Source organism: Burkholderia vietnamiensis LMG 10929, from assembly GCF_000959445.1.
GTDB classification, from domain to species: Bacteria; Pseudomonadota; Gammaproteobacteria; order Burkholderiales; family Burkholderiaceae; genus Burkholderia; species Burkholderia vietnamiensis.
Genome location: NZ_CP009631.1, coordinates 2,064,172 through 2,084,341 on the forward strand (window position 1 = coordinate 2,064,172; position 20,170 = coordinate 2,084,341).

The following is a 20,170-nucleotide window of genomic DNA, read 5'->3' on the forward strand; positions in this document are numbered from 1 at the left end:
CTTATCATCTTCATCCCGTCCGCAGCCATGCACGACAAAATCCTGATTCTCGACTTCGGTTCGCAAGTCACCCAACTGATCGCGCGCCGCGTGCGCGAAGCGCACGTCTACTGCGAGATCCATCCGAACGACGTGTCCGACGCGTTCGTTCGCGAGTTCGCGCCGAAGGCGGTGATCCTGTCGGGCAGCCACGCCAGCACCTACGAAGACCACCAGCTGCGCGCGCCGCAGGCCGTGTGGGACCTCGGCGTGCCGGTGCTCGGCATCTGCTACGGCATGCAGACGATGGCCGTGCAGCTCGGCGGCAAGGTCGAGTGGAGCGACCATCGCGAATTCGGCTATGCGGAAATGCGCGCGCATGGTCATACGCGCCTGCTCGACGGCATCGACGATTTCAAGACGGCCGAAGGCCACGGGATGCTGAAGGTCTGGATGAGCCACGGCGACAAGGTGGCCGAGCTGCCGCCGGGCTTCACGCTGATGGCGTCGACGCCGAGCTGCCCGATCGCCGGCATGGCCGACGAGGCGCGCGGCTACTACGCGGTGCAGTTCCATCCGGAAGTCACGCACACGGTGAAGGGCCGCCAGATCATCGAGCGCTTCGTGCTGCAGATCGCCGGCGCGAAGCCCGACTGGATCATGAAGAACCACATCGAGGAAGCGGTCGCGAAGATCCGCGAGCAGGTCGGTGACGAGGAAGTGATTCTCGGCCTGTCGGGCGGCGTCGATTCGAGCGTCGCGGCGGCGCTGATCCATCGCGCGATCGGCGACCAGCTGACCTGCGTGTTCGTCGATCACGGCTTGCTGCGCCTGAACGAAGGCAAGATGGTGCTCGACATGTTCGAGGGCCGCCTGCACGCGAAGGTCGTGCACGTCGACGCATCGGAGCAGTTCCTCGGCCATCTGGCCGGTGTGACCGATCCGGAGCAGAAGCGCAAGATCATCGGTCGCGAGTTCGTCGAGGTGTTCCAGGCTGAGGCGCAGAAGCTGTCGAAGGCGAAGTGGCTCGCGCAGGGCACGATCTATCCGGACGTGGTCGAATCGGGCGGCACGAAGACGAAGAAGGCGACGACGATCAAGAGCCACCACAACGTCGGCGGCCTGCCGGAAACGCTCGGTCTGAAGCTGCTCGAACCGCTGCGCGATCTGTTCAAGGACGAAGTGCGCGAGCTGGGCGTCGCGCTCGGCCTGCCGCCGGAGATGGTGTACCGCCATCCGTTCCCGGGCCCGGGCCTCGGCGTGCGGATTCTCGGCGAAGTGAAGCGCGAATATGCGGAACTGCTGCGTCGCGCGGATGCGATCTTCATCGAGGAACTGCGCGGTACGACCGCCACCGCGCAGGACGCGGCAGCCGGCCTGTGCGGCGAAGGCGACGTCGGCAAGAGCTGGTACGACCTGACGAGCCAGGCGTTCGCGGTGTTCCTACCGGTGAAGTCGGTCGGCGTGATGGGCGACGGCCGCACGTACGACTACGTGACGTCGTTGCGCGCGGTGCAGACGACCGACTTCATGACCGCACACTGGGCGCATCTGCCGTACGCGCTGCTCGGCCGTGCGTCGAACCGGATCATCAACGAGGTGCGCGGGATCAACCGGGTGGTGTACGACATCTCGGGGAAGCCGCCGGCGACGATTGAGTGGGAGTGATGCGGCGCCGGGGTGCGCCCCGGTAGCGGATCGCGGCATCGGAGGATGCGAGCGCCCGGCAGGGAAGCCTGCCGGGCTTTTTTTCGTGCCGGGCGCCGCGTACCACGACATACCCACTCCGAACCAGCCAAACCCCCGCCCAGCCCGCCGCGGCGCAGCACAGCCCCAAGTCGCCCCGATCTTCACACATGCGCGCCGATTCGGCCCCTAAAAAGACAATATCGAGCAGGTCTTCGAAGAGCCTGTCATATGCACGTCACCCTGCTAGAATTCGGCTGCCGCATTTGTTCCGATTGACTAATGAGATTGCTTGACGCACTGGTCGAACAACGCATCGCCGCCGCCGCCGCGCGGGGCGAGTTTGACGATTTGCCCGGTACCGGCGCGCCGCAGGCGCTGGATGACGACCTCCTCGTCCCCGAGGAGGTCCGGGTGGCCAACCGTATCCTGAAGAACGCCGGCTTCGTGCCGCCGGCCGTCGAGCAATTGCGCGCGCTGCGCAACCTGCAGGACGAACTGCAGGCGGTCGGCGATCGTGCCGCACGTTGCCGGCTTCAGGCGAAGATCCTCGCGCTCGACATGGCGCTGGAATCGCTGCGCGGCGGTCCGATGGTGATGCCGCGCGACTATTGCCGCCGCATCGCCGAGCGTCTGTGCGAACGCGGGCTCGACGAAGCGCCCGCCGAAGCGGGGCCGATGTGAGCGCAGACGCGCTGCACGACGCGGCCCCCGAATCCGTCGGCGCTGCCGATTCCCCCGTATCCGAGCCCACGATCGAGCCCGCGCCCGCGTCTGCGCGCGACCTGCATTTCATGCGGCTCGCGCAGGCCGCGGCCGAAGAGGCGCGCGCCGCGGGCGAAGTGCCGGTCGGCGCGGTGCTCGTGCGCGGCGACGAAGTGATCGCACGCGGCTTCAACCATCCGATCGGCGGGCACGACCCGTCGGCCCACGCGGAAATGGCCGCGCTGCGGATGGCGGCCCAGCATCTGCAGAATTACCGGATGCCCGGCTGCGAGTTGTACGTGACGCTCGAGCCTTGTCTGATGTGCGCGGGCGCGATCATGCACGCGCGCATCGCACGCGTGGTCTACGGCGCGGCCGACCCCAAGACGGGCGCCTGCGGCAGCGTGATCGACGCATTCGCGAATCCCCAGCTGAACCACCACACCGAAGTGACCGGCGGCGTGCTCGCCGACGAATGCGGCGCCGCGCTGAAGTCGTTCTTCGCGGAGCGCCGCCGCGCGGTGCGCGAAGCGCGGCTCGCCCGCGACGCCGAATCGGGCGCGGCATGACCGCCGCGCGCCGCGCGCGCTGCGCCGGCCGCGGCCTCCGCGCGTGATCGCTGAACCGGCAACGATCCAGGCCCTCTAAGCAGTGTTTGACGACCCGACTCCTCCCGCCATGTCCTTCCAGCCCGCCGCGTCCTATACCATTCGCCTGCTTGCGCCGTCCGGTTATCCGCACGATCCCGACGCGATCAATCGCGCGCTCGAGCGTTTGAGCAGCGCCCAGCAGCGCATCGAAAACATCGAGGCGACGCAGCGCCGCTTTCAGCGCTTCGGCGGCACCGACGGCGAACGCGCCGGCGACCTGAACCGCCTCGCCGATCCGCAGCGGGCGCTGCCCGACATCGCGCTCGCGGTGCGCGGCGGCTACGGCGCCGCGCGCATCCTCCACGGGCTCGACTATCGCGGGCTCGAGCGCCGCCTGCGCGATCAGCCTATCGCGCTGGTCGGCCATAGCGACTTCACCGCGATCCAGCTCGCGCTGTACGCGAAGGCGCGCATCAAGACCTTCGGCGGCCCGATGCTGTCGGCGGATTTCGGCGCCGAAACGCCGAGCGACTTCACGATGCAGCACTTCTGGCAGACGCTGTCGCAGCCGAGCACGACGATCGTCGCCGACGTGCCGCAGGTGCAGGCCGTGACCGCGGCGGGCACGCTGTGGGGCGGCAATCTCGCGATCCTGTCGTCGCTGGTCGGCACGCCGTACATGCCGGACATCGAAGGCGGCATCCTATTCATCGAGGACGTCAACGAGCAGCCGTTCCGGATCGAACGGATGATCTATCAGCTGCATCTGTCCGGGCTGCTCGCGCGCCAGCAGGCGCTCGTGATCGGGCAGTTCACGGGCGCGCGGCCGTTCGAATACGACAACGGCTACGACATGGAGGCCATGATCGAGCAGGTGCGCTCGGTGATCGGCATCCCGGTCGTCACGGGCTTGCAGTTCGGCCACGTGCCCGATCTGTTGACGCTGCCGTTCGGCGCACACGCCGAACTCGTCGCGAACGCGCACGGCTTCCGGCTCACGCTGTCCGACTATCCGCATCTCGGCTGACGGCCGATCGCTAACCTCGAAAGGCGGGTCTCCCGCCTTTTTCTTTAAGTGGGCACGCAACTAACCGTCGCCAATTTTCGACGACACGAAGCGCGTCGGTGCTGTTGCATGCACCAGTTTTGTCGACAAAATCCCCGGCATGGTAAACGCCGTAAGCTGCCATGGATGGTGGTTGTAGCCTTGACATGCGCGGGTTTCGTGCGCCGCGCACTGCGCTGGCACACCGGGATGCACGCCGATTGTGCGAATTCCGGGAAAAGAATTGTTGACAATCTTTATGTCCGTCCTAGGATGAGGACCATCACACGATGCAGAACATGAACGAGCCCGATATCCCTGCGTCCGGTGCCGCCGGCCCTGAAGCGATCGCCGAGCGGATCCGCACCGCGATCCTCGAGCATCGGCTCGCGCCCGGCGCGAAGCTGACGGAGGCGCAGCTGTGCGACGTGTTCGGCGTGAAGCGCGGGACGATCCGCCAGGCGCTGTCGCAGCTCGCGGCCGACAAGCTCGTCGATCTCGAGCCGAACCGCGGCGCCTTCGTTGCGAGCCCGACGCTGCAGGACGTGCACGAGGTGTTCGAGATGCGCCGCATCATCGAGCTGGCCGTCGTCGAGCGGCTCGCGACGGGGCCGGGCGCGAAACGGTTGAAGGGCGTCGCCGCGCTGATCGACAAGGAGCGCCGCGCGTTCGAGCGTCACGACTTCGCCGCGTGGATCCGCCTGTCCGGCGAATTCCATACGGCGCTCGCCGCGCTCACGGGCAACGCGACGCTGTGCGAATGCCTCGACGGGCTCGTCGCGCGCTCGACGCTGATGTCGGCGCTGTACGAGTCGCACGGTCGCAGCCCGTGCTCGTGCGACGACCACGACGGGATCCTGGCCGCGCTGGAAGCGGGCGATTCGAAGCGGGCGGTGACGCTGATGGCGCACCACCTGCAGCATGTCGAACTGAAGATGCTGGACCGGCCCGCGCAAGGGCAGGTCGATTTGCGCGAAGTGTTCGGCGGCGCCTGAGCGGCGACGCGAACCGGCCCGCGCGCCACACGACGAGAGCAATGCAGGCCGGCGGTCAGCGCCGCCGGCCGCCAGTCCGACTCCGGGCGACGACCCGGAGCGATATCGATGACGGTGGAGCGGCCGCACGGCCGCGTCAAGGAGAAGTCATGGCTCAGTTCAGTGTGGCGCACGACAGCGCATATCCTGCGGAACAAGGCGGCGAGGGCGGCGATCCGGCCTTGCCGGACGGTTACAGCGAGCGTTTGTACAACGAAGATTTGGCACCACTGAAGAACCAGACGTGGGGCGCGTACAACATCTTCGCGTTCTGGATGTCCGACGTGCACAGCGTCGGCGGCTACGTGTTTGCCGGCAGCCTGTTCGCGCTCGGGCTGACGAGCTGGCAGGTGCTGATCGCGCTGATCGTCGGCATCACGATCGTGAACCGGCTGTGCAACCTGATCGCGCGACCGAGCCAGCAGATCGGCGTGCCGTATCCGGTCGCGTGCCGCGCGACGTTCGGCGTGCTGGGCGCCAACGTGCCGGCCGTGATCCGCGGGCTGATCGCGATCGCGTGGTACGGCATCCAGACCTATCTCGCGTCGAGCGCGCTGGTGATCGTCGTGCTGAAGTTCTTCCCGCAATGGATGCCGTACGCGGACGTCCATCGCTACGGCTTCCTCGGGCTGTCGGCCGTCGGCTGGGCCGGCTTCATGCTGCTGTGGGTGCTGCAGGCGTTCGTGTTCTGGAACGGGATGGAGACGATCAAGAAGTTCATCGACTTCGCGGGGCCGGCCGTCTACGTCGTGATGTTCATCCTCGCCGGCTACATGGTGTGGCGTGCGGGCTGGCGCAACATCGGCATCAATCTCGGCGGCGTCAAGTATCACGGCGCGCAGGTGATTCCGGTGATGATCACGGCCGTGTCGCTCGTCGTGTCGTATTTCTCCGGGCCGATGCTCAATTTCGGCGACTTCTCGCGTTACTGCCGCTCGTTCGGCGACGTCAAGCGCGGCAACTTCTGGGGGCTGCCGGTCAACTTCCTCGCGTTCTCGCTCGTCACGGTAGTCACCACGGCCGCGACGCTGCCGGTGTTCGGAGAGCTGATCACCGACCCGGTCGCGACGGTCGGCCGCATCGATCATCCGACCGCGGTGATCCTCGGCGCGCTGACGTTTACGATCGCGACGATCGGTATCAACATCGTCGCGAACTTCGTGTCGCCCGCGTTCGATTTCTCGAACGTCGCGCCGCGGCTGATCAGCTGGCGCGCAGGCGGGATGCTCGCGGCCGTCGCGTCGATCTTCATCACGCCGTGGAACCTGTTCAACAACCCGGCCGTGATCCATTACACGCTCGATGTGCTCGGCGCGTTCATCGGCCCGCTGTACGGCGTGCTGATCGCCGACTTCTACCTCGTCAAGCGCGGCCGGCTGGTGCGCGACGATCTGTACACGATGTCGGAGCGCGGCGCGTACTGGTACACCGGCGGCGTGAACCGTCGCGCGCTCGCCGCGCTGCTGCCGGCCGCGGTGATTGCGGTCGTGTGCGTGATGGTGCCGGGCTGGGAGGCCGCCGCGAATTTCTCGTGGTTCATCGGCGCGGGGCTCGGCTTCGCGTTCTACCGGTTGCTCGTGAGCACGAACGCGTGAGGAGCGCGAGATGAAGATCAAGCTGATCAACCCGAACACGACGCAGCGCATGACCGACGCGATGGGCCGTTGCGCGCGCGAGATCGCGGCCGCCGGTACGGAGATCGTCGCGGTGAGCCCGCCGATGGGGCCGCCGTCGATCGAAGGCTATTACGACGAGGCGCTGGCGACGCCGGGGCTGCTCGCCGAGATCGCGCAAGGCGAACGCGACGGCTGCGACGCGTACGTGATCGCGTGCTTCGGCGATCCGGGGCTGTACGCGGCGCGCGAATTGGCGCGCGGCCCGGTGATCGGAATCGCCGAGGCGGCGATGCATGCGGCGAGCGTGCTCGCGCCGGGCTTCTCGGTCGTCACGACGCTCGCGCGCACCTGCGGGATGGCCTGGCATCTCGCCGAGCGCTACGGGATGAAGCGCTTCTGCCGCAACGTGCGCGCGACCGACGTCGCGGTGCTCGAGCTCGACCGGCCCGGTTCGGCGGCGCGGCGCATCATCGTCGACGAATGCCGGCGGGCGCTCGACGAGGACGGCGCCGATGCGATCGTGCTCGGCTGCGCCGGGATGGCCGAGTTCGCGCACGAGATCGAGCAGCAGATCGGCGCGCCGGTGATCGAGGGTGTCACGGCGGCCGTGAAGTGGGCCGAGGCGCTGGTGTCGCTGCGCCTCGCGACCGCGAAGCGCGGCGATTATGCGCGGCCGCTGCCGAAGCGCTACGACGGCGAATTCGCGCGCTTCAGCCCGCCGGACGACGCGTCGGCGGCTGCGCCGGCAAGCGCGGGCGCGCGCAGCGGCAGCGTTGCGTCGGCGCCCGACGCCGGTTTGCCGCAACCGCACATACACGCGGTCTGACCTGCACTATCTGCGCCGCTGTATGGGCGCGTCCCGACCTTTTCGCTACACTGGGCCGTCGTCGTATCGGCCCGCGCGGCCGGCCTTCGGGCCCCGTGCGGGCCGATGCGAACCCACCATTTCAGCGAGCTTCAGCGGCACTCCGAACCCATGTCACTCGATCCCAACTATCCTCGCGACCTGATCGGCTACGGCCGCCATCCCGTGCAGGCGAACTGGCCCGGGCGCGCGCGCGTCGCGGTGCAATTCGTCCTCAATTACGAGGAGGGCGGCGAGAACTGCGTGCTGCACGGCGATCCGGGCTCCGAGCAGTTCTTGTCGGAAATCGTCGGCGCGGCCGCGTATCCCGACCGTCACATGAGCATGGAGTCGATCTACGAGTACGGGTCGCGTGCCGGCGTATGGCGCATCCTGCGCGAGTTCGAGAAGCGCGGGCTGCCGCTGACGGTGTTCGGCGTCGGCATGGCGATCGAGCGCCATCCGGAGCTCGCGCGCGCCTTCGTCGAGCTCGGCCACGAGATCGCATGCCACGGCTGGCGCTGGATTCACTACCAGAGCATGACGCCCGAGCTGGAGGCCGAGCACATGCGTCTCGGCATGGAGGCGATCGAGCGCGTGACCGGCGAGCGTCCGCTCGGCTGGTACACCGGCCGCGACAGCCCGAACACGCACCGCCTCGTCGCCGAATACGGCGGCTTCCTGTACGACTCCGACAACTACGGCGACGACCTGCCGTTCTGGATGGACGTCGCAGTGTCGGGCGGCCGCACGACGCCGCAATTGATCGTCCCGTACACGCTCGACACGAACGACATGCGCTTCGCGACGCCGCAGGGCTTCAACACCGGCGAGCACTTCTTCGACTACCTGCGCGACGCGTTCGACGTGCTGTACGCGGAAGGCGACGAAGCGCCGAAGATGCTGTCGATCGGCATGCACTGCCGCCTGCTCGGGCGGCCGGGGCGTTTTCGCGGGCTGCAGCGTTTCCTCGATCACATCGAGAAGCACGAGCGCGTATGGGTGACGCGGCGTGTCGATATCGCGCGCCATTGGCGTGAACATCATCCGTATCAGCCCAATCATCGAGACGAAGGGAAAGCATGAAGGCGATGCGTTACACGTTGGAGCAACTGAACACGATGGCGCCGAGCGCATTCGTCGCCGCGCTGTCGGGCATTTTCGAGCATTCGCCGTGGGTGGCCGAGCATGCGGCGGCGAAGCGGCCGTTCGCGAGCATCGACGCGCTGCACGAGACGATGTCGAACGCGGTGGAAACGGCCGGCGACGCACGCCAGCTCGCGCTGATCAACGCCCACCCGGAACTGGCCGGCAAGGCGGCCGTGCGCGGCGAGCTCACGGCCGAGTCGACGCGCGAGCAGAGCGGCGCGGGCCTCGATCAATGCACGCAGGAAGAGTTCGACAAGCTGCTGACGCTGAACCGCACCTATCGCGAGAAATTCGGCTTCCCGTTCATTCTGGCCGTGCGCGGCTATGACCGGCACGGCATCATCGCGAACTTCGAGTCGCGCGTGAATCATTCGCGCAGCGAGGAGCTGCGTGCGAGCCTCGACCAGATCTACCGGATCGCGCGCTTCCGGCTCGACGACCTGATCGACGCGTGACGTCGCACTGCAGCGGCCGCTTCGCATCACCGCTTCGCCTCACCGAACAAGGACACATCATGGCTGTTCCGCTTCTCGATCCCGCCGCGCCCGATTTCACGCGGCGCTACGTGAACCTCGCCGACCCGCGCCTGGGCGCGCAGGCGCTCGAAGCCAGCGACGACTTCTTCGCGCCGAAGGAGCGGATGCTGAACCCGGAGCCGGCGGTCTTCATTCCGGCCAAGTACGACGACCACGGCAAGTGGATGGACGGCTGGGAGACGCGCCGCAAGCGCACGACCGGTTATGACTGGTGCATCGTCAAGCTCGCGCGTCCCGGCGTGATCAAGGGCGTCGACATCGATACCAGCCATTTCACCGGCAACTTCCCGCCGGCCGCTTCGATCGACGCCGCGTACGTCGCCGACGGCGCGCCGACGCAGGCGACCGAGTGGATCGAGATCGTGCCGTCGACGACGCTGCAGGGCAACAGTCACCATTACGTCGAAGCGCGCGACGCGCGCGCGTTCACGCATCTGCGCGTGAACATCTATCCGGACGGCGGCGTGGCGCGGCTGCGCGTGTACGGCCAGCCGCAGCTCGACTGGGCCGGCGCGAGCGAGACCGAGCAGTTCGACCTCGCGGCGATGGAAAACGGCGGCTACGTCGTGGCCGCGAACAACCAGCACTTCGGGCTCGCGTCGAACCTGCTGCTGCCGGGCCGCGGCGTGAACATGGGCGACGGCTGGGAAACGCGTCGCCGTCGCGAACCGGGCAATGACTGGGCGATCGTCGCGCTCGCGCAGCCGGGCGTGATCCGCAGGATCGAGGTCGATACGGCGTTCTTCAAGGGCAACTACCCGGACCGCTGCTCGATCCAGGCCGCCTACATGTCGGGCGGCACCGACAGCTCGCTGATCACGCAGTCGATGTTCTGGCCGGTGCTGCTCGGCGAGCAGAAGCTGCAGATGGACAAGCAGCACTTCTTCGAACCGGAAATCGCCGCACTCGGGCCGGTCACGCACGTGCGCCTGAACATCATCCCGGACGGCGGCGTATCGCGTCTGCGCCTGTGGGGGACGCTCGACAAATGAAGACGCTTGCAATCGAACCGCTGACCAGGCAAGCGTTCGCCCCGTTCGGCGACGTGATCGAAACCGACGGCGCGAAGCAGATTCCGATCAATCTCGGCACGACGGTGCGCTTTCACGATCTCGCGAACGTCGACGTGACCGACGCGGGCGGCCGCACGCTGGTCAACCTGTTTCGCGGCCAGCCGCGTGAGCTGCCGTTCGAGGTCAGGATGCTCGAGCGGCATCCGCTCGGCAGCCAGGCGTTCGTGCCGCTGAACGAGCGGCCGTATCTGGTCGTCGTCGCGCCGGCGGGCGAGCTCGATCCGTCGAAGGTTCGTGCGTTCGTGACGAGCGGCTGGCAGGGCGTCAACTACGCGAAGGGCGTGTGGCATCACCCGCTGATCGCGCTGGGCGAGGTCAGCGACTTCATCGTCGTCGATCGCGGCGGCGACGGCCTGAACCTGAACGAGCAGGACCTGCCGGAATCGCTGTGGCTCACCGAAGATGCGCTCGAGGCGGTGATGGTCTGAGCGCCGTTGCCGTAGCAGCGATCGTCGAACCAGCCCGCGCGACATGCGCGGGTTTTTTTATGTCGGTGCGCTTGGGGATCGCGGTGTGGGTGGTGGTCGGCATTCGCGCGCAACACTGCGAGGCAGTGCGGCGCACGGCCACGAACCGACACGCAGGGCAGTACGTGTAGCTCGATCGCGCCGATGCGCATGCGATCGTCGCGACGCGTTGGCGCGTGAAGTACGGTTGCCGGCCCGGTGCCGATGCGTCGATCTGAAAGCGAACGTGCAGCCTTGCTGAGCATGAAGTGGACGGGGCGTCGTCGTTCGAAGCGATCGTCGCGTTTCGTCGAAGCCGACGCGATGACCGTCGCGGCTGGCTGGTGTTCGTGTCGCCGTCCGGCGATTCGCACAGCGCCGTTTCGCCGTCCCGTCGCAAATCTTCGGGCTGCAATCGTGATGGGCGTGCAGCTGGAACGAGCGTTCCGGGTCCATTCATGATGCCGAACAGGAAGCCCGCCGCGAGACGGCGGCCGTGCGACGCAACCGGCCCGTGTTTTTCCGCGCCGCATGAATCGCGCTGAGCGCGCATTCCGATCGCGCCGCGTCGCATTCTCTACGCATCGTTCACAGCAGGGCGCAGCTGTACCGTGACGACGGTCACGCATCACGATCACATCTTCCTGCCGTTCGACGACCTCCCATGAATCTACTGCTCGTGCTGCAGCGTGAAGCGATGCGCGGCTAGCGCGACGGCCGTACCTTCGCGCCTTCGCACGTGCCAAAAAAAACGGGCCCGTCTCCGGGCCCGCATCCACCAACGTATCCCACCGGCGATCACACGCCGGCTCACAGCGCCTCACTTCACCGCGCCGCCCTCGAACCAAGCAGCGAGCTTCACGCGCTCGTCGTCGGTCATGTGCGTGACGTTGCCGATCGGCATCGCCTTCAGGCGCACGGCCTGTTCGTAGATGCGCTGCGCGTTCTTCGACACTTCATCCGGCGTGTCGAACATCACCCCGGCCGGCGCGCTGCCCATCAGCGTCGGCTTGGCCGAGTGGCATTCGATGCAGCGCTGCTGCAGGATCGGCATGATGTCGTTGACGGCGAGCTTCGGCGCGTTCGCGGCCTCGGCCTGCGGCGCGACCGGCTTCGGCATCGTCCACACGAGCGCGCCCGACAGCAGCGCGACGCCGCCGATCGGCAGGTACCACAGCTGCTTGCCGCGGTGACGCATCACGAAGAACTGACGAATCAGCGCGCCGGCCAGCATGATCAGCACGAGCACGACCCAGTTGAAGCGGTTCGTGTACGTCATCGCATAGTGGTTCGACAGCATCGCGAACACGACCGGCAGCGTGAAGTAGGTGTTGTGCACCGAGCGCTGCTTGCCGCGCTTGCCGTAGATCGGGTTCGGCTCTTCGCCCTTGAGCATCTTGTCGACCATCTTGCGCTGGCCGGGGATGATCACGAAGAACACGTTCGCCGACATGATCGTCGCGAGCATCGCGCCGACGATCAGATACGCGGCGCGGCCCGCGAAGATGTGACACGCGAGGTACGCGGCGATCACGACGTAGATGCCGACGCAGATGCCGAGCACGCGATCGTTGGTGCCGAGGATGCGGCACAGCGAGTCGTAGACGATCCAGCCGGCAGCGAGAAAGCCGAGCGCGGATGCGACCGCGACCACCGGCCCCATGTCGAGCACGCTCTTGTCGATCAGGTAGGTGTTCGGCGCGAGCAGGTAGAGCACGAAGAACAGCGAGAAGCCCGACAGCCACGTCGTGTACGACGGCCACTTCGACCAGTGCAGGTCGTCGGGCATTTCCGGCGGCGCGACCGTGTACTTCTGCATGTTGTAGAAGCCGCCGCCGTGCACATGCCACAGCTCGCCGAACACGCCGCGCTTGCGCTGGTTCGCGTCGGTCGGCGGCTTGAGGCTGTTGTCGAGCGCGACGAAATAGAACGACTCGCCGATCCACGCGATCGCGACGATGACGTGCAGCCATCGCAGCGCGAGGTTCAGCCAGTCGGTGATGAAGCCTTCCATGAAACTCCTCCAGACTCAGATCGTTGTCTTCGATGCAGGCGCCGATGCGTATGTCAGCTGCCGCGATAGGTGCTGTACGACCACGGCGACACGAGCAGCGGCACGTGGTAGTGCGATGCGGCGTCGGCGATGCCGAAGCGCAGCACGACGCGGTCGACGAAGCGCGGTTCGGGCACCTTCACGCCGAGCGACGCGAAGTAGTCGCCGGCATGGAACACGAGCTCGTATTCGCCGGCGGCGAGCGCCGCGCCTTCGAGCAGTGGCTCGTCGCAGCGGCCGTCGCTATTGGTCAGCACGGTCTTGAGCGCGCGGCGCGTTTCGCCGTCGAGCGCGTAGAGGTCCACCTTGACGGCAGCGCCGGGGCGACCGTGTGCCGTATCGAGTACGTGGGTAGTGAGCTTTCCCATTCGTTGTGTCCTTATGTGAATGCGAGGTTCGGCGGCGACTCGATCCATTGACTGTGCGGCGGATCGAGGCTCCACGTCACGTGGCTACATACCCGTCGGCGAAATTGATGCGAGCGCCGTGCAGGCATTGTAAGAAGGTTCCCGCGCAAATACGGACGCGATATCAAAGATAATGCGCCGCGCATGAACGGCTGTCGACGGCCGTCCATGCGCGGCCGGGGCGCGTGTGCGCTGCGTCCGATCGCGCTGCGCCGCGTACCATATCGAAACCGTGAAGCGCAGTATTCGGTTTCGCGCATTGTGCGCGGCGCGCGCTTGCGCGATGCTGCCGCGCGTACCCCGAAGACGGCATGCATGCCGGGTAACCGGGCCAGCGCGTTCGAACGGACGCAGGCACCGGTGCGTGCCGCGCAGCAGCGTTCGAACGGCCTTCAGCGTCTGCGGGAGCGGCTCCCGCAGACGGAACGACGCGGAAAACGCATGAACCTCGAGCAGCACGCCGGCGCACGCGCGCCACAGCCATCCTCATCCCGCCCGACGACCCTGCTGGTCAAGCACGCCGACGTGCTCGTGACCATGGACGACACGCGCCGCGAGCTGCGTGACGCCGGGCTTTACATCGAGGGCAACCGGATCGTCGCCGTCGGGCCGAGCGCCGAGCTGCCCGACACCGCCGACGAAGTGCTCGACCTGCGCGGCCATCTGGTGATCCCGGGGCTCGTGAACACGCATCACCACATGTACCAGAGCCTCACGCGCGCGGTGCCGGCCGCGCAGAACGCCGAGCTGTTCGGCTGGCTCACGAGCCTGTACCGGATCTGGGCGCATCTGACGCCGGAGATGATCGAGGTGTCGACGCTCACCGCGATGGCCGAGCTGCTGCAGTCGGGCTGCACGACGTCGAGCGATCATCTGTACATCTATCCGAACGGCAGCCGGCTCGACGACAGCATCGGCGCCGCGCAACGCATCGGCATGCGCTTTCACGCGAGCCGCGGCGCGATGAGCGTCGGTCAGCGCGACGGCGGGCTGCCGCCCGATTCGGTCGTCGAGCGCGAGCCGGACATCCTGCGCGACACGCAGCGGCTGATCGACGCCTATCACGACGAAGGACGTTACGCGATGTTGCGCGTGGTCGTCGCGCCGTGCTCGCCGTTCTCGGTGAGCCGCGGCCTGATGCGCGACGCGGCGGTGCTCGCGCGCGAGCGCGGCGTGTCATTGCACACGCATCTGGCGGAGAACGTCAACGACATCGCGTACAGCCGCGAAAAATTCGGCATGACGCCCGCCGAATATGCGGAAGATCTCGGTTGGGTCGGTCACGACGTCTGGCATGCGCACTGCGTGCAGCTCGACGATGCGGGCATCGGCCTGTTCGCGCGCACCGGCACCGGCGTCGCGCACTGCCCGTGCTCGAACATGCGCCTCGCATCGGGCATCGCGCCGATCGGGAAGATGCGGGCCGCGGGCGTGCCGGTCGGGCTCGGCGTCGACGGGTCGGCGTCGAACGACGGCGCGCAGATGGTCGCGGAAGTGCGGCATGCGCTGCTGCTGCAGCGGGTCGGCTTCGGGCCCGACGCGATGACCGCGCGCGACGCGCTCGAGATCGCGACGCTCGGCGGCGCGAAGGTGCTCAATCGTGACGATATCGGCGCGTTGAAGCCCGGCATGGCCGCCGACTTCGCCGCGTTCGACCTGCGCCAGCCGCTCTTTGCCGGTGCGTTGCACGACCCGGTCGCGGCGCTCGTGTTCTGCGCGCCGTCGCAGGCGGCCTATACGGTGGTGAACGGCAAGGTGGTGGTGCGGGAAGGGCGGCTCGCGACGCTCGATCTGCCGCCGGTCATCGAGCGCCACAATGCGCTTGCGCAGGCGCTCGTGGAAGCGTCGCGCTGACGCGGCGCGCGCGAACATGCGCGGCCGGCGTTGCGTCTTCCGGCCGTGCCCCGCCCGCTACGCTTACGCCTCGATCAACGTGCGCGTCGCTTCGGCAACCAGGCTGCGCAGCCAGCGCACTTCGTCCGAGTAATGGCAGCGTTCGTGCCACAGCTGGTAGTACTGCATCGGCGGAAAGTCGAGCGGGGCCGGCACGACCGACAGCGGCAGGAACTTCGCGTAATGGTCGGCGAACAGGCGCGTCGTCGTGAAGATCAGGTCGGACTTCACGAGCACATACGGCGCGAGGTTGAAGTACGGCAGCGTGACGACCACGTGACGCTTGAGCCGTTCGCGCGCGAGATGCACGTCGATCGCGCCGCGCTGGCCGACCGAATACGGCGTCGGCGCGAGGTGCGGCGCGTTCAGGTACTGATCGAGCGTAAGCCCGCCGCGCTTCGCGAACGGATGCGTGTTGCTCATCAGGCAAACGATTTCGTCGACGAACAGGTTGGACAAATGCAGCTGCTCGGGCGGCTCGGGCCAGTTGCCGACGACGATGTCGAGCTTGCCGTCTTCGAGTGCCAGTTCGTAGTCGAACGCGGGGCCGAGCGAGTGGAATTCGAGTGTCGCATTCGGCGCGGCCTGTCGGAAGCGTTCGACCACCGTCGGCACGAACAGCACGTTCAGATAGTCGGGACAGCCGATCCGGTAGCAGCGGATCGACGTGGCCGGGTCGAAGCTGTGCTGCTGAAACTTGATGCGCTCGATCTCGCGCAGCGCGTTCTGTACCGGCTCGAGCAGGCGCAGCCCGTATTCGGTCGGCACCATGCCGGACTTGCCGCGCACGAGCAGCGGGTCGCCGGTGATGTCGCGCAGGCGGCGCAGCGCGGCGCTGATCGCCGGTTGCGACTGGTTCAGTTTGACGGCCGCGCGCGTGACGCTGCGCTCCATCAACAAGGTGTGCAAGACGCGCAAGAGGTACGTGTCGATCGCCTCGCGTTGCTGACTCATGGTATCTCCGTTTATATGTCCAGGCTGATCGAGGGGGAGGTGGGGTATATCGTTTTTAATATGGAAGAAAATCAGCGTCAAGCGATGGATACCCGCGGCCGCGAGCCGGACGGGCCTCGCGCGAAGGGCGGTACACGGGCGCGAAGACCAACGCGGACGCGCGTTGCACGCATCCGCGGGCTTCGCGCGCCGGGCTTCCGGGCGCGTTCGGCGCGTCAGTCGTCGATGCGCATGCCGACTTTCAGCGTGACCTGCCAGTGGATCACCTGATCGCCTTCGATGTGTCCGCGCGTTTCGGTGACCTGAAACCAGTGCAGGTTGTGCAGCGTCTTGCCGGCTTTCGAGATCGCGTTGCGGATCGCGTCGTCGCACGATTGCCGCGACGATCCGGTCAGTTCGATCAGCTTGTACACGTGGTCGCTCATGATGGGCTCCGTGAAATGTCGGTATGTGCGGGTGCAAGAGGCGGGCCCGACGCGCGGCCGCGCGCACCAGGCCTGTTTGAGTGATAGGTATGATGGGCGGCAACTGCAACCTTGATTGGAGGCGACGAATATCGTGGAAGTCGGATTTTGCGGACCGGGATTGATGGGCGCGCCGATGATTCGGCATTTGCTGGCGGCGGGGCACCGCGTCGGCGTATGGAATCGCACGCGCGCGAAGGCGGAGGCGCTCGAGCAGGATGGCGCGCGGGTGGTCGACACGCCGCGTGAACTGGCCGAGCAGGTCGATACGGTGTTCGTCTGCGTGCTCGACGGCCGCGCGGTCGGCGACGTCGTGTTCGGCGCGCACGGGCTGCTCGCCGGCGACGCGAACGCGCGCCGCGTGCAACGCATCGTCGATCACTCGAGTATCGCGCCTGCCGCGACGCGCGATTACGCGGCGCGTGCGGCGGCGCTCGGCGTCGGCTGGGTCGACGCGCCGGTATCGGGCGGCGTGCCGGGCGCCCAGGCCGGCACGCTCGCGGTGATGGCCGGCGGCAACGCGGCGGACCTCGACGCGGTGCGGCCGCTGATCGACCGCTACGCGTCGCGCATCACGCATATGGGCGACGCGGGCGCGGGACAGACGGCGAAGCTCTGCAACCAGGCGATCGTCACCGCGACGGTCACCGCGATTGCCGAAGCCGTGGGCCTCGCGCAGGCGAGCGGCATCGACGCCGCGCGTCTGGCCGACGCGCTGGCGGGCGGCTGGGCAGATTCGGTACTGCTGCAGACCTTCGTGCCGCGGATGACGTCAGGCGGTCATCCGTCGATCGGCGCGCTGAGCACGTTTCAGAAGGATGTCGATGCAATCGCGGACGCGGCCCGCGACACGGGCGCGGTGATGCCCGTAGCGGCGACGGTGCAGCAGGTGTTGCGGCTGGGCGCCGCGCAGGGCCTTGCCGGCGCGGATTTCGCCGCGTTCATCGACATCCTGCGGCCCGGCAACGGACGGGCCGCCGCGACATGAGCGCGGCGCGGCCGAAACGGTACGCGTGAATGGCAGATGGGCCGCCCTCGGGCGGCCCATCTTGCTGTGGCGGTTCAGCCGAGCGAGCGCGGCGTCGTGTCGCCGGCGTTCTGGCGTCCGAGCCCGCCGCGCAGGCTCGCCTTCGTGCCCGCACCAAACTCGGGCAGGATGCGCGTGCGGGCGCGGCTCGCGAACACGAGGAAGCCGAAGCCGTTTGCCTCGTACCAATAGCCGCCGTTCTCGAGACCGTCGAGCGGCTGTTCGAGTGCGTTGGCGATCGATTCGATGCAGCGCTTGCGGAGCTCGGCAATGGCCGGATAGGGCGGGTGTGCGCCGCGCACGCTGCACAGGAGCACGTCGAGGCCGGGCAGCACGTGGGCATAGAGGACGGGCTCGTCCTGCGCACGGGCGCGGGCAATCTTGGTGTCGAGTTGCGCGAACGGCTTCGAATGGCGCAATACCGCGAGGAACGACTCGTGGCCATCCTGTTGCGCGCGTCGACGTTTTTTCGGGAAGGACATAAACACTCGCCTCAAAAACAATTGCAAGAAATGCGGCACTTTCATGCGACCCACTCCCGGCTATGTACGCCGCATGTCGATCCTTTATAGCACACGAAAATGCTGCATTCGTGAGGTACGACGATCAATGTCTCCCGTCGACCCGCTTGCCACGATGATCGACACAGCCAGCGTCTTGGCGCCCGTACTGTCGTTTAGTCTCCATCATAGACCTGCTTTTCGCGCGCGTGCATTCGCGCGTCACAAAAAAGTGCGAGGCGTGCCGCGCCGATGAAAAAGGCCCGCACGTGGCGGGCCTGGCAGATACGGCATGACGCGGCGTGAGCCGGCGTGGTGCGGCGCTCAGCGCTGCTTCAGCGAATCGCGGATCTCGCGCAGCAGCAGCACGTCTTCGGGCGTCGCGGCCGGAGCGGCTTCGGCGGGCTTGCGCAGCTTGTTGATGAATTTCACCATCAGGAAAATGATGAACGCAAGGATCACGAAATTGATCGCCACGGTGATGAACGAGCCGTAGCCGAATGCGGCGACGCCCGCGGCCTGCAGGTCCTTGAACGAATCGGGATTACCCTTGAACGACGGCGGGATGGTGCCGAGCAGAATGAATTTGTTCGAGAAATCCAGACCGCCGGTCAGCACGCCGATCACCGGCATGATGAGGTCCTTCACGACCGAGTCGACGATCTTCGAGAACGCGCCGCCGATGATCACGCCGACGGCGAGATCCATCACGTTGCCTTTGACGGCGAACTCCTTGAATTCCTTGATTATGCTCATGAGCGGCTTTCTCCTGGTTGGGGCGGGGACAGGCGTGCCGCGACGCGCAGGGCTGCGAAGCGTCTGATCGGTGGGGTATCGGAGGCACGCCGATGGCCGCATGATAGCGAACGTGCCCCATTGTCGGTAGCCCATCTTGAGATGATTAACAAATCGATGGGCGCGCGCACTTCGATGCGGGAAGGCGCGCAGGCGGGCGTCGTGCGAGGTGTCGACGGGAACGCTCAACTGTTGTCGTCGGTCCAGCCGTCGTCGTTGCCGCCGAGATCGACACCGCCGCCGTTGCCGTCGCTCCAGTCGGTGTTGTCGCCGCGGCCGAGGTCGAAGCCCGCATCGTTGTTGTCGGGGCGGCGGCGCTGATCGTCGACGATCACGTCGCGCTCGACCACGCGCTCGCGTCCGCCGGACATCGCTTCGCCGAGCAGCACGCCGGTCAGCAGCCCGCCCATGCCGCCGCCGAAACCGCCGCCTTGCTGCACCACGACGGGCGGCTGCTGGGGCGGGTACGGTTGCTGCGGGTATGGTTGTTGCTGATACGGCTGGCCCTGCATGCCGGTCACGCGATCGGCTTCCTGCGCATACACGGAGCCGCTGCCGTTCGCGGGCGCGGCCGGCGGCGCGCTCGGATCGGGACGGCCTTCGACGCGAGCCTTCACGCTCGCATGCCGCTGTTCGAGTTCGTCGATCCGATAGGGCGGCACCGGGCTCTTGCCGCTCGACAGCGCTTCGACCAGTGCGCGCGCATCGGTTTCGATGCCTTCGAGCTCGCCGGTGAGCGCGGCGGCGCCGGGCGCCGTCGACAGCTTCGCGTCGAGTTTCAGCGGACGGATGTCGTTCAGCACGTCGGTGGCGCGCTTCAGCTGCGTGCGCCGTTCGTCGTCGGCGCGGCTGTCGCCCGCGGAGCGCGCGCGGCGCAGCGTCCAGCGCAGCACCAGCGCAATGATCGCGACGAGCAGGCCCAGCACGATCCACATGCCGGCGGACGGTCCGTGTTTCGCGGGCGGCGCCACCGGCGCGACTGGCGCGACCGAGGGCTGCAACGAGCCGGCTTGCGGCGCGGCAGGCGTGGTGGCGCGCGTACGTCCGGCATCGGCACGGATGCGCGCTTCGGTTTGCGCGAAGCGCGACGCGTCGGTGAAGCGCAGTTGCGGATCGAGCGTCCTGGCCTGCTGCAACTGGGCGAGCGCGTCGGACGCGCGGCCTTCGCGGTCGAGCACCTGCGCGTACAGATAGCGCGCGTGCGCGTTGTTCGGATGGGCGTCGATGACTTGCGACAACTGCGTGTCGGCGCGTTGCCAGTCGCGCTGGGCGATCGACTGCTCGACCTGTTGCAGCGACGGGACCGCAAACGCGGCGGACGACAGCAGCATCAGCGAGAGGCCGAGTGCGGCGAGGGATTTCTTCATGATCGAA

The 20,170-nt window shown here is 67.1% G+C and carries 20 protein-coding genes; 13 read left to right on the top strand and 7 right to left on the bottom strand.

Features of this window, described 5'->3' with window-relative positions; genetic code table 11:
• The first annotated feature begins 27 nt into the window (after positions 1 to 27).
• From guaA to AK36_RS19475, 11 genes are all read left to right on the top strand, one after another.
• The gene (guaA, locus tag AK36_RS19425; protein ID WP_045578988.1) at positions 28 to 1,647 is read left to right on the top strand and encodes a glutamine-hydrolyzing GMP synthase; all 1,620 of its coding nucleotides are present in this window, start codon (positions 28 to 30) and stop codon (positions 1,645 to 1,647) included.
• A gap of 300 nt (positions 1,648 to 1,947) precedes the next feature.
• Positions 1,948 to 2,349 (top strand): DnaJ family domain-containing protein, encoded by a 402-nt coding sequence (locus AK36_RS19430; RefSeq protein WP_011885115.1) that lies wholly within the window; start codon positions 1,948 to 1,950, stop codon positions 2,347 to 2,349.
• Complete coding sequence (tadA, locus tag AK36_RS19435) at positions 2,346 to 2,939, top strand: tRNA adenosine(34) deaminase TadA (RefSeq protein WP_011885114.1); 594 nt, start codon at positions 2,346 to 2,348, stop codon at positions 2,937 to 2,939. Before AK36_RS19430 ends, tadA begins: the two co-directional genes overlap by 4 nt.
• A 109-nt stretch (positions 2,940 to 3,048) precedes the next feature.
• Entirely contained in the window at positions 3,049 to 3,987 is a 939-nt protein-coding gene (ldcA, locus tag AK36_RS19440) for a muramoyltetrapeptide carboxypeptidase (RefSeq protein ID WP_011885113.1), read from the top strand.
• A 308-nt stretch (positions 3,988 to 4,295) separates the two neighbouring features.
• Positions 4,296 to 5,000 (top strand): GntR family transcriptional regulator, encoded by a 705-nt coding sequence (locus tag AK36_RS19445; RefSeq protein WP_011885112.1) that lies wholly within the window; start codon positions 4,296 to 4,298, stop codon positions 4,998 to 5,000.
• Between the two features lie 149 nt (positions 5,001 to 5,149).
• A complete protein-coding gene (locus AK36_RS19450; RefSeq protein WP_014723198.1) occupies positions 5,150 to 6,634 on the top strand; it encodes an NCS1 family nucleobase:cation symporter-1 in 1,485 nt (494 codons plus the stop codon).
• Between the two features lie 10 nt (positions 6,635 to 6,644).
• Complete coding sequence (locus AK36_RS19455) at positions 6,645 to 7,481, top strand: aspartate/glutamate racemase family protein (RefSeq protein WP_034195324.1); 837 nt, start codon at positions 6,645 to 6,647, stop codon at positions 7,479 to 7,481.
• A 150-nt stretch (positions 7,482 to 7,631) separates the two neighbouring features.
• Positions 7,632 to 8,585, top strand: a complete 954-nt coding sequence (gene puuE / locus AK36_RS19460) for an allantoinase PuuE (RefSeq protein WP_043291112.1) — start codon at positions 7,632 to 7,634, stop codon at positions 8,583 to 8,585.
• Positions 8,582 to 9,103 carry a 2-oxo-4-hydroxy-4-carboxy-5-ureidoimidazoline decarboxylase gene (gene uraD, locus AK36_RS19465; RefSeq protein WP_045578989.1) on the top strand — a complete coding sequence of 174 codons (522 nt, stop codon included), beginning with the start codon at positions 8,582 to 8,584 and terminating at the stop codon, positions 9,101 to 9,103. Before puuE ends, uraD begins: the two co-directional genes overlap by 4 nt.
• A gap of 59 nt (positions 9,104 to 9,162) precedes the next feature.
• On the top strand, positions 9,163 to 10,176 hold the full coding sequence (gene alc / locus AK36_RS19470) for an allantoicase (protein WP_041493846.1): 1,014 nt from the start codon (positions 9,163 to 9,165) through the stop codon (positions 10,174 to 10,176).
• Entirely contained in the window at positions 10,173 to 10,685 is a 513-nt protein-coding gene (locus tag AK36_RS19475; RefSeq protein WP_011885106.1) for an ureidoglycolate lyase, read from the top strand. Before alc ends, AK36_RS19475 begins: the two co-directional genes overlap by 4 nt.
• 838 nt (positions 10,686 to 11,523) lie before the next feature.
• On the opposite strand, the gene AK36_RS19480 is transcribed toward AK36_RS19475, so the two are convergent.
• Together AK36_RS19480 and uraH are read right to left on the bottom strand one after the other, a co-directional pair.
• Positions 11,524 to 12,717 (bottom strand): urate hydroxylase PuuD, encoded by a 1,194-nt coding sequence (locus AK36_RS19480; RefSeq protein ID WP_011885105.1) that lies wholly within the window; start codon positions 12,715 to 12,717, stop codon positions 11,524 to 11,526.
• 53 nt (positions 12,718 to 12,770) lie between these two features.
• Positions 12,771 to 13,124: a hydroxyisourate hydrolase gene (gene uraH / locus AK36_RS19485; protein WP_011885104.1), complete on the bottom strand. Its 354-nt coding sequence runs from the start codon at positions 13,122 to 13,124 to the stop codon at positions 12,771 to 12,773.
• A 480-nt stretch (positions 13,125 to 13,604) separates the two neighbouring features.
• Here uraH and AK36_RS19490 point away from each other — a divergent pair, with 480 nt between their 5' ends.
• Positions 13,605 to 15,017, top strand: a complete 1,413-nt coding sequence (locus tag AK36_RS19490; protein ID WP_045579446.1) for an 8-oxoguanine deaminase — start codon at positions 13,605 to 13,607, stop codon at positions 15,015 to 15,017.
• 63 nt (positions 15,018 to 15,080) lie between these two features.
• On the opposite strand, the gene AK36_RS19495 is transcribed toward AK36_RS19490, so the two are convergent.
• Complete coding sequence (locus AK36_RS19495) at positions 15,081 to 16,010, bottom strand: LysR substrate-binding domain-containing protein (protein ID WP_011885102.1); 930 nt, start codon at positions 16,008 to 16,010, stop codon at positions 15,081 to 15,083.
• Between the two features lie 215 nt (positions 16,011 to 16,225).
• Entirely contained in the window at positions 16,226 to 16,435 is a 210-nt protein-coding gene (locus AK36_RS19500; RefSeq protein WP_006755984.1) for a dodecin, read from the bottom strand.
• A gap of 133 nt (positions 16,436 to 16,568) precedes the next feature.
• Between AK36_RS19500 and AK36_RS19505 the strand changes: the two genes are divergently transcribed.
• Positions 16,569 to 17,462, top strand: a complete 894-nt coding sequence (locus tag AK36_RS19505) for an NAD(P)-dependent oxidoreductase (RefSeq protein WP_045579447.1) — start codon at positions 16,569 to 16,571, stop codon at positions 17,460 to 17,462.
• Between the two features lie 74 nt (positions 17,463 to 17,536).
• Here AK36_RS19505 and AK36_RS19510 read toward each other — a convergent pair whose 3' ends face one another.
• The 3 genes from AK36_RS19510 to AK36_RS19520 form a co-directional block, all read right to left on the bottom strand.
• Positions 17,537 to 17,983 carry a hypothetical protein gene (locus AK36_RS19510; protein WP_014723190.1) on the bottom strand — a complete coding sequence of 149 codons (447 nt, stop codon included), beginning with the start codon at positions 17,981 to 17,983 and terminating at the stop codon, positions 17,537 to 17,539.
• Between the two features lie 342 nt (positions 17,984 to 18,325).
• Positions 18,326 to 18,757 (bottom strand): large conductance mechanosensitive channel protein MscL, encoded by a 432-nt coding sequence (gene mscL / locus AK36_RS19515; protein ID WP_011885098.1) that lies wholly within the window; start codon positions 18,755 to 18,757, stop codon positions 18,326 to 18,328.
• Positions 18,758 to 18,981: 224 nt separating this feature from the next.
• Positions 18,982 to 20,163, bottom strand: coding sequence for a tetratricopeptide repeat protein (locus AK36_RS19520; protein WP_041493965.1), 1,182 nt, complete (start codon positions 20,161 to 20,163; stop codon positions 18,982 to 18,984).
• Between the last annotated feature and the right edge of the window lie 7 nt (positions 20,164 to 20,170).

Excerpts from the sequence above, each read along its gene's own strand:
- guaA (WP_045578988.1), top strand. The coding sequence starts at position 28 with ATGCACGACAAAATCCTGATTCTCGACTTCGGTTCGCAAGTCACCCAA.
- AK36_RS19430 (WP_011885115.1), top strand. The coding sequence starts at position 1,948 with ATGAGATTGCTTGACGCACTGGTCGAACAACGCATCGCCGCCGCCGCC.
- ldcA (WP_011885113.1), top strand. The coding sequence starts at position 3,049 with ATGTCCTTCCAGCCCGCCGCGTCCTATACCATTCGCCTGCTTGCGCCG.
- AK36_RS19445 (WP_011885112.1), top strand. The coding sequence starts at position 4,296 with ATGCAGAACATGAACGAGCCCGATATCCCTGCGTCCGGTGCCGCCGGC.
- AK36_RS19450 (WP_014723198.1), top strand. The coding sequence starts at position 5,150 with ATGGCTCAGTTCAGTGTGGCGCACGACAGCGCATATCCTGCGGAACAA.
- AK36_RS19455 (WP_034195324.1), top strand. The coding sequence starts at position 6,645 with ATGAAGATCAAGCTGATCAACCCGAACACGACGCAGCGCATGACCGAC.
- puuE (WP_043291112.1), top strand. The coding sequence starts at position 7,632 with ATGTCACTCGATCCCAACTATCCTCGCGACCTGATCGGCTACGGCCGC.
- uraD (WP_045578989.1), top strand. The coding sequence starts at position 8,582 with ATGAAGGCGATGCGTTACACGTTGGAGCAACTGAACACGATGGCGCCG.
- alc (WP_041493846.1), top strand. The coding sequence starts at position 9,163 with ATGGCTGTTCCGCTTCTCGATCCCGCCGCGCCCGATTTCACGCGGCGC.
- AK36_RS19475 (WP_011885106.1), top strand. The coding sequence starts at position 10,173 with ATGAAGACGCTTGCAATCGAACCGCTGACCAGGCAAGCGTTCGCCCCG.
- AK36_RS19480 (WP_011885105.1), bottom strand. The coding sequence starts at position 12,717 with ATGGAAGGCTTCATCACCGACTGGCTGAACCTCGCGCTGCGATGGCTG.
- uraH (WP_011885104.1), bottom strand. The coding sequence starts at position 13,124 with ATGGGAAAGCTCACTACCCACGTACTCGATACGGCACACGGTCGCCCC.
- AK36_RS19490 (WP_045579446.1), top strand. The coding sequence starts at position 13,605 with ATGAACCTCGAGCAGCACGCCGGCGCACGCGCGCCACAGCCATCCTCA.
- AK36_RS19495 (WP_011885102.1), bottom strand. The coding sequence starts at position 16,010 with ATGAGTCAGCAACGCGAGGCGATCGACACGTACCTCTTGCGCGTCTTG.
- AK36_RS19500 (WP_006755984.1), bottom strand. The coding sequence starts at position 16,435 with ATGAGCGACCACGTGTACAAGCTGATCGAACTGACCGGATCGTCGCGG.
- AK36_RS19510 (WP_014723190.1), bottom strand. The coding sequence starts at position 17,983 with ATGTCCTTCCCGAAAAAACGTCGACGCGCGCAACAGGATGGCCACGAG.
- mscL (WP_011885098.1), bottom strand. The coding sequence starts at position 18,757 with ATGAGCATAATCAAGGAATTCAAGGAGTTCGCCGTCAAAGGCAACGTG.
- AK36_RS19520 (WP_041493965.1), bottom strand. The coding sequence starts at position 20,163 with ATGAAGAAATCCCTCGCCGCACTCGGCCTCTCGCTGATGCTGCTGTCG.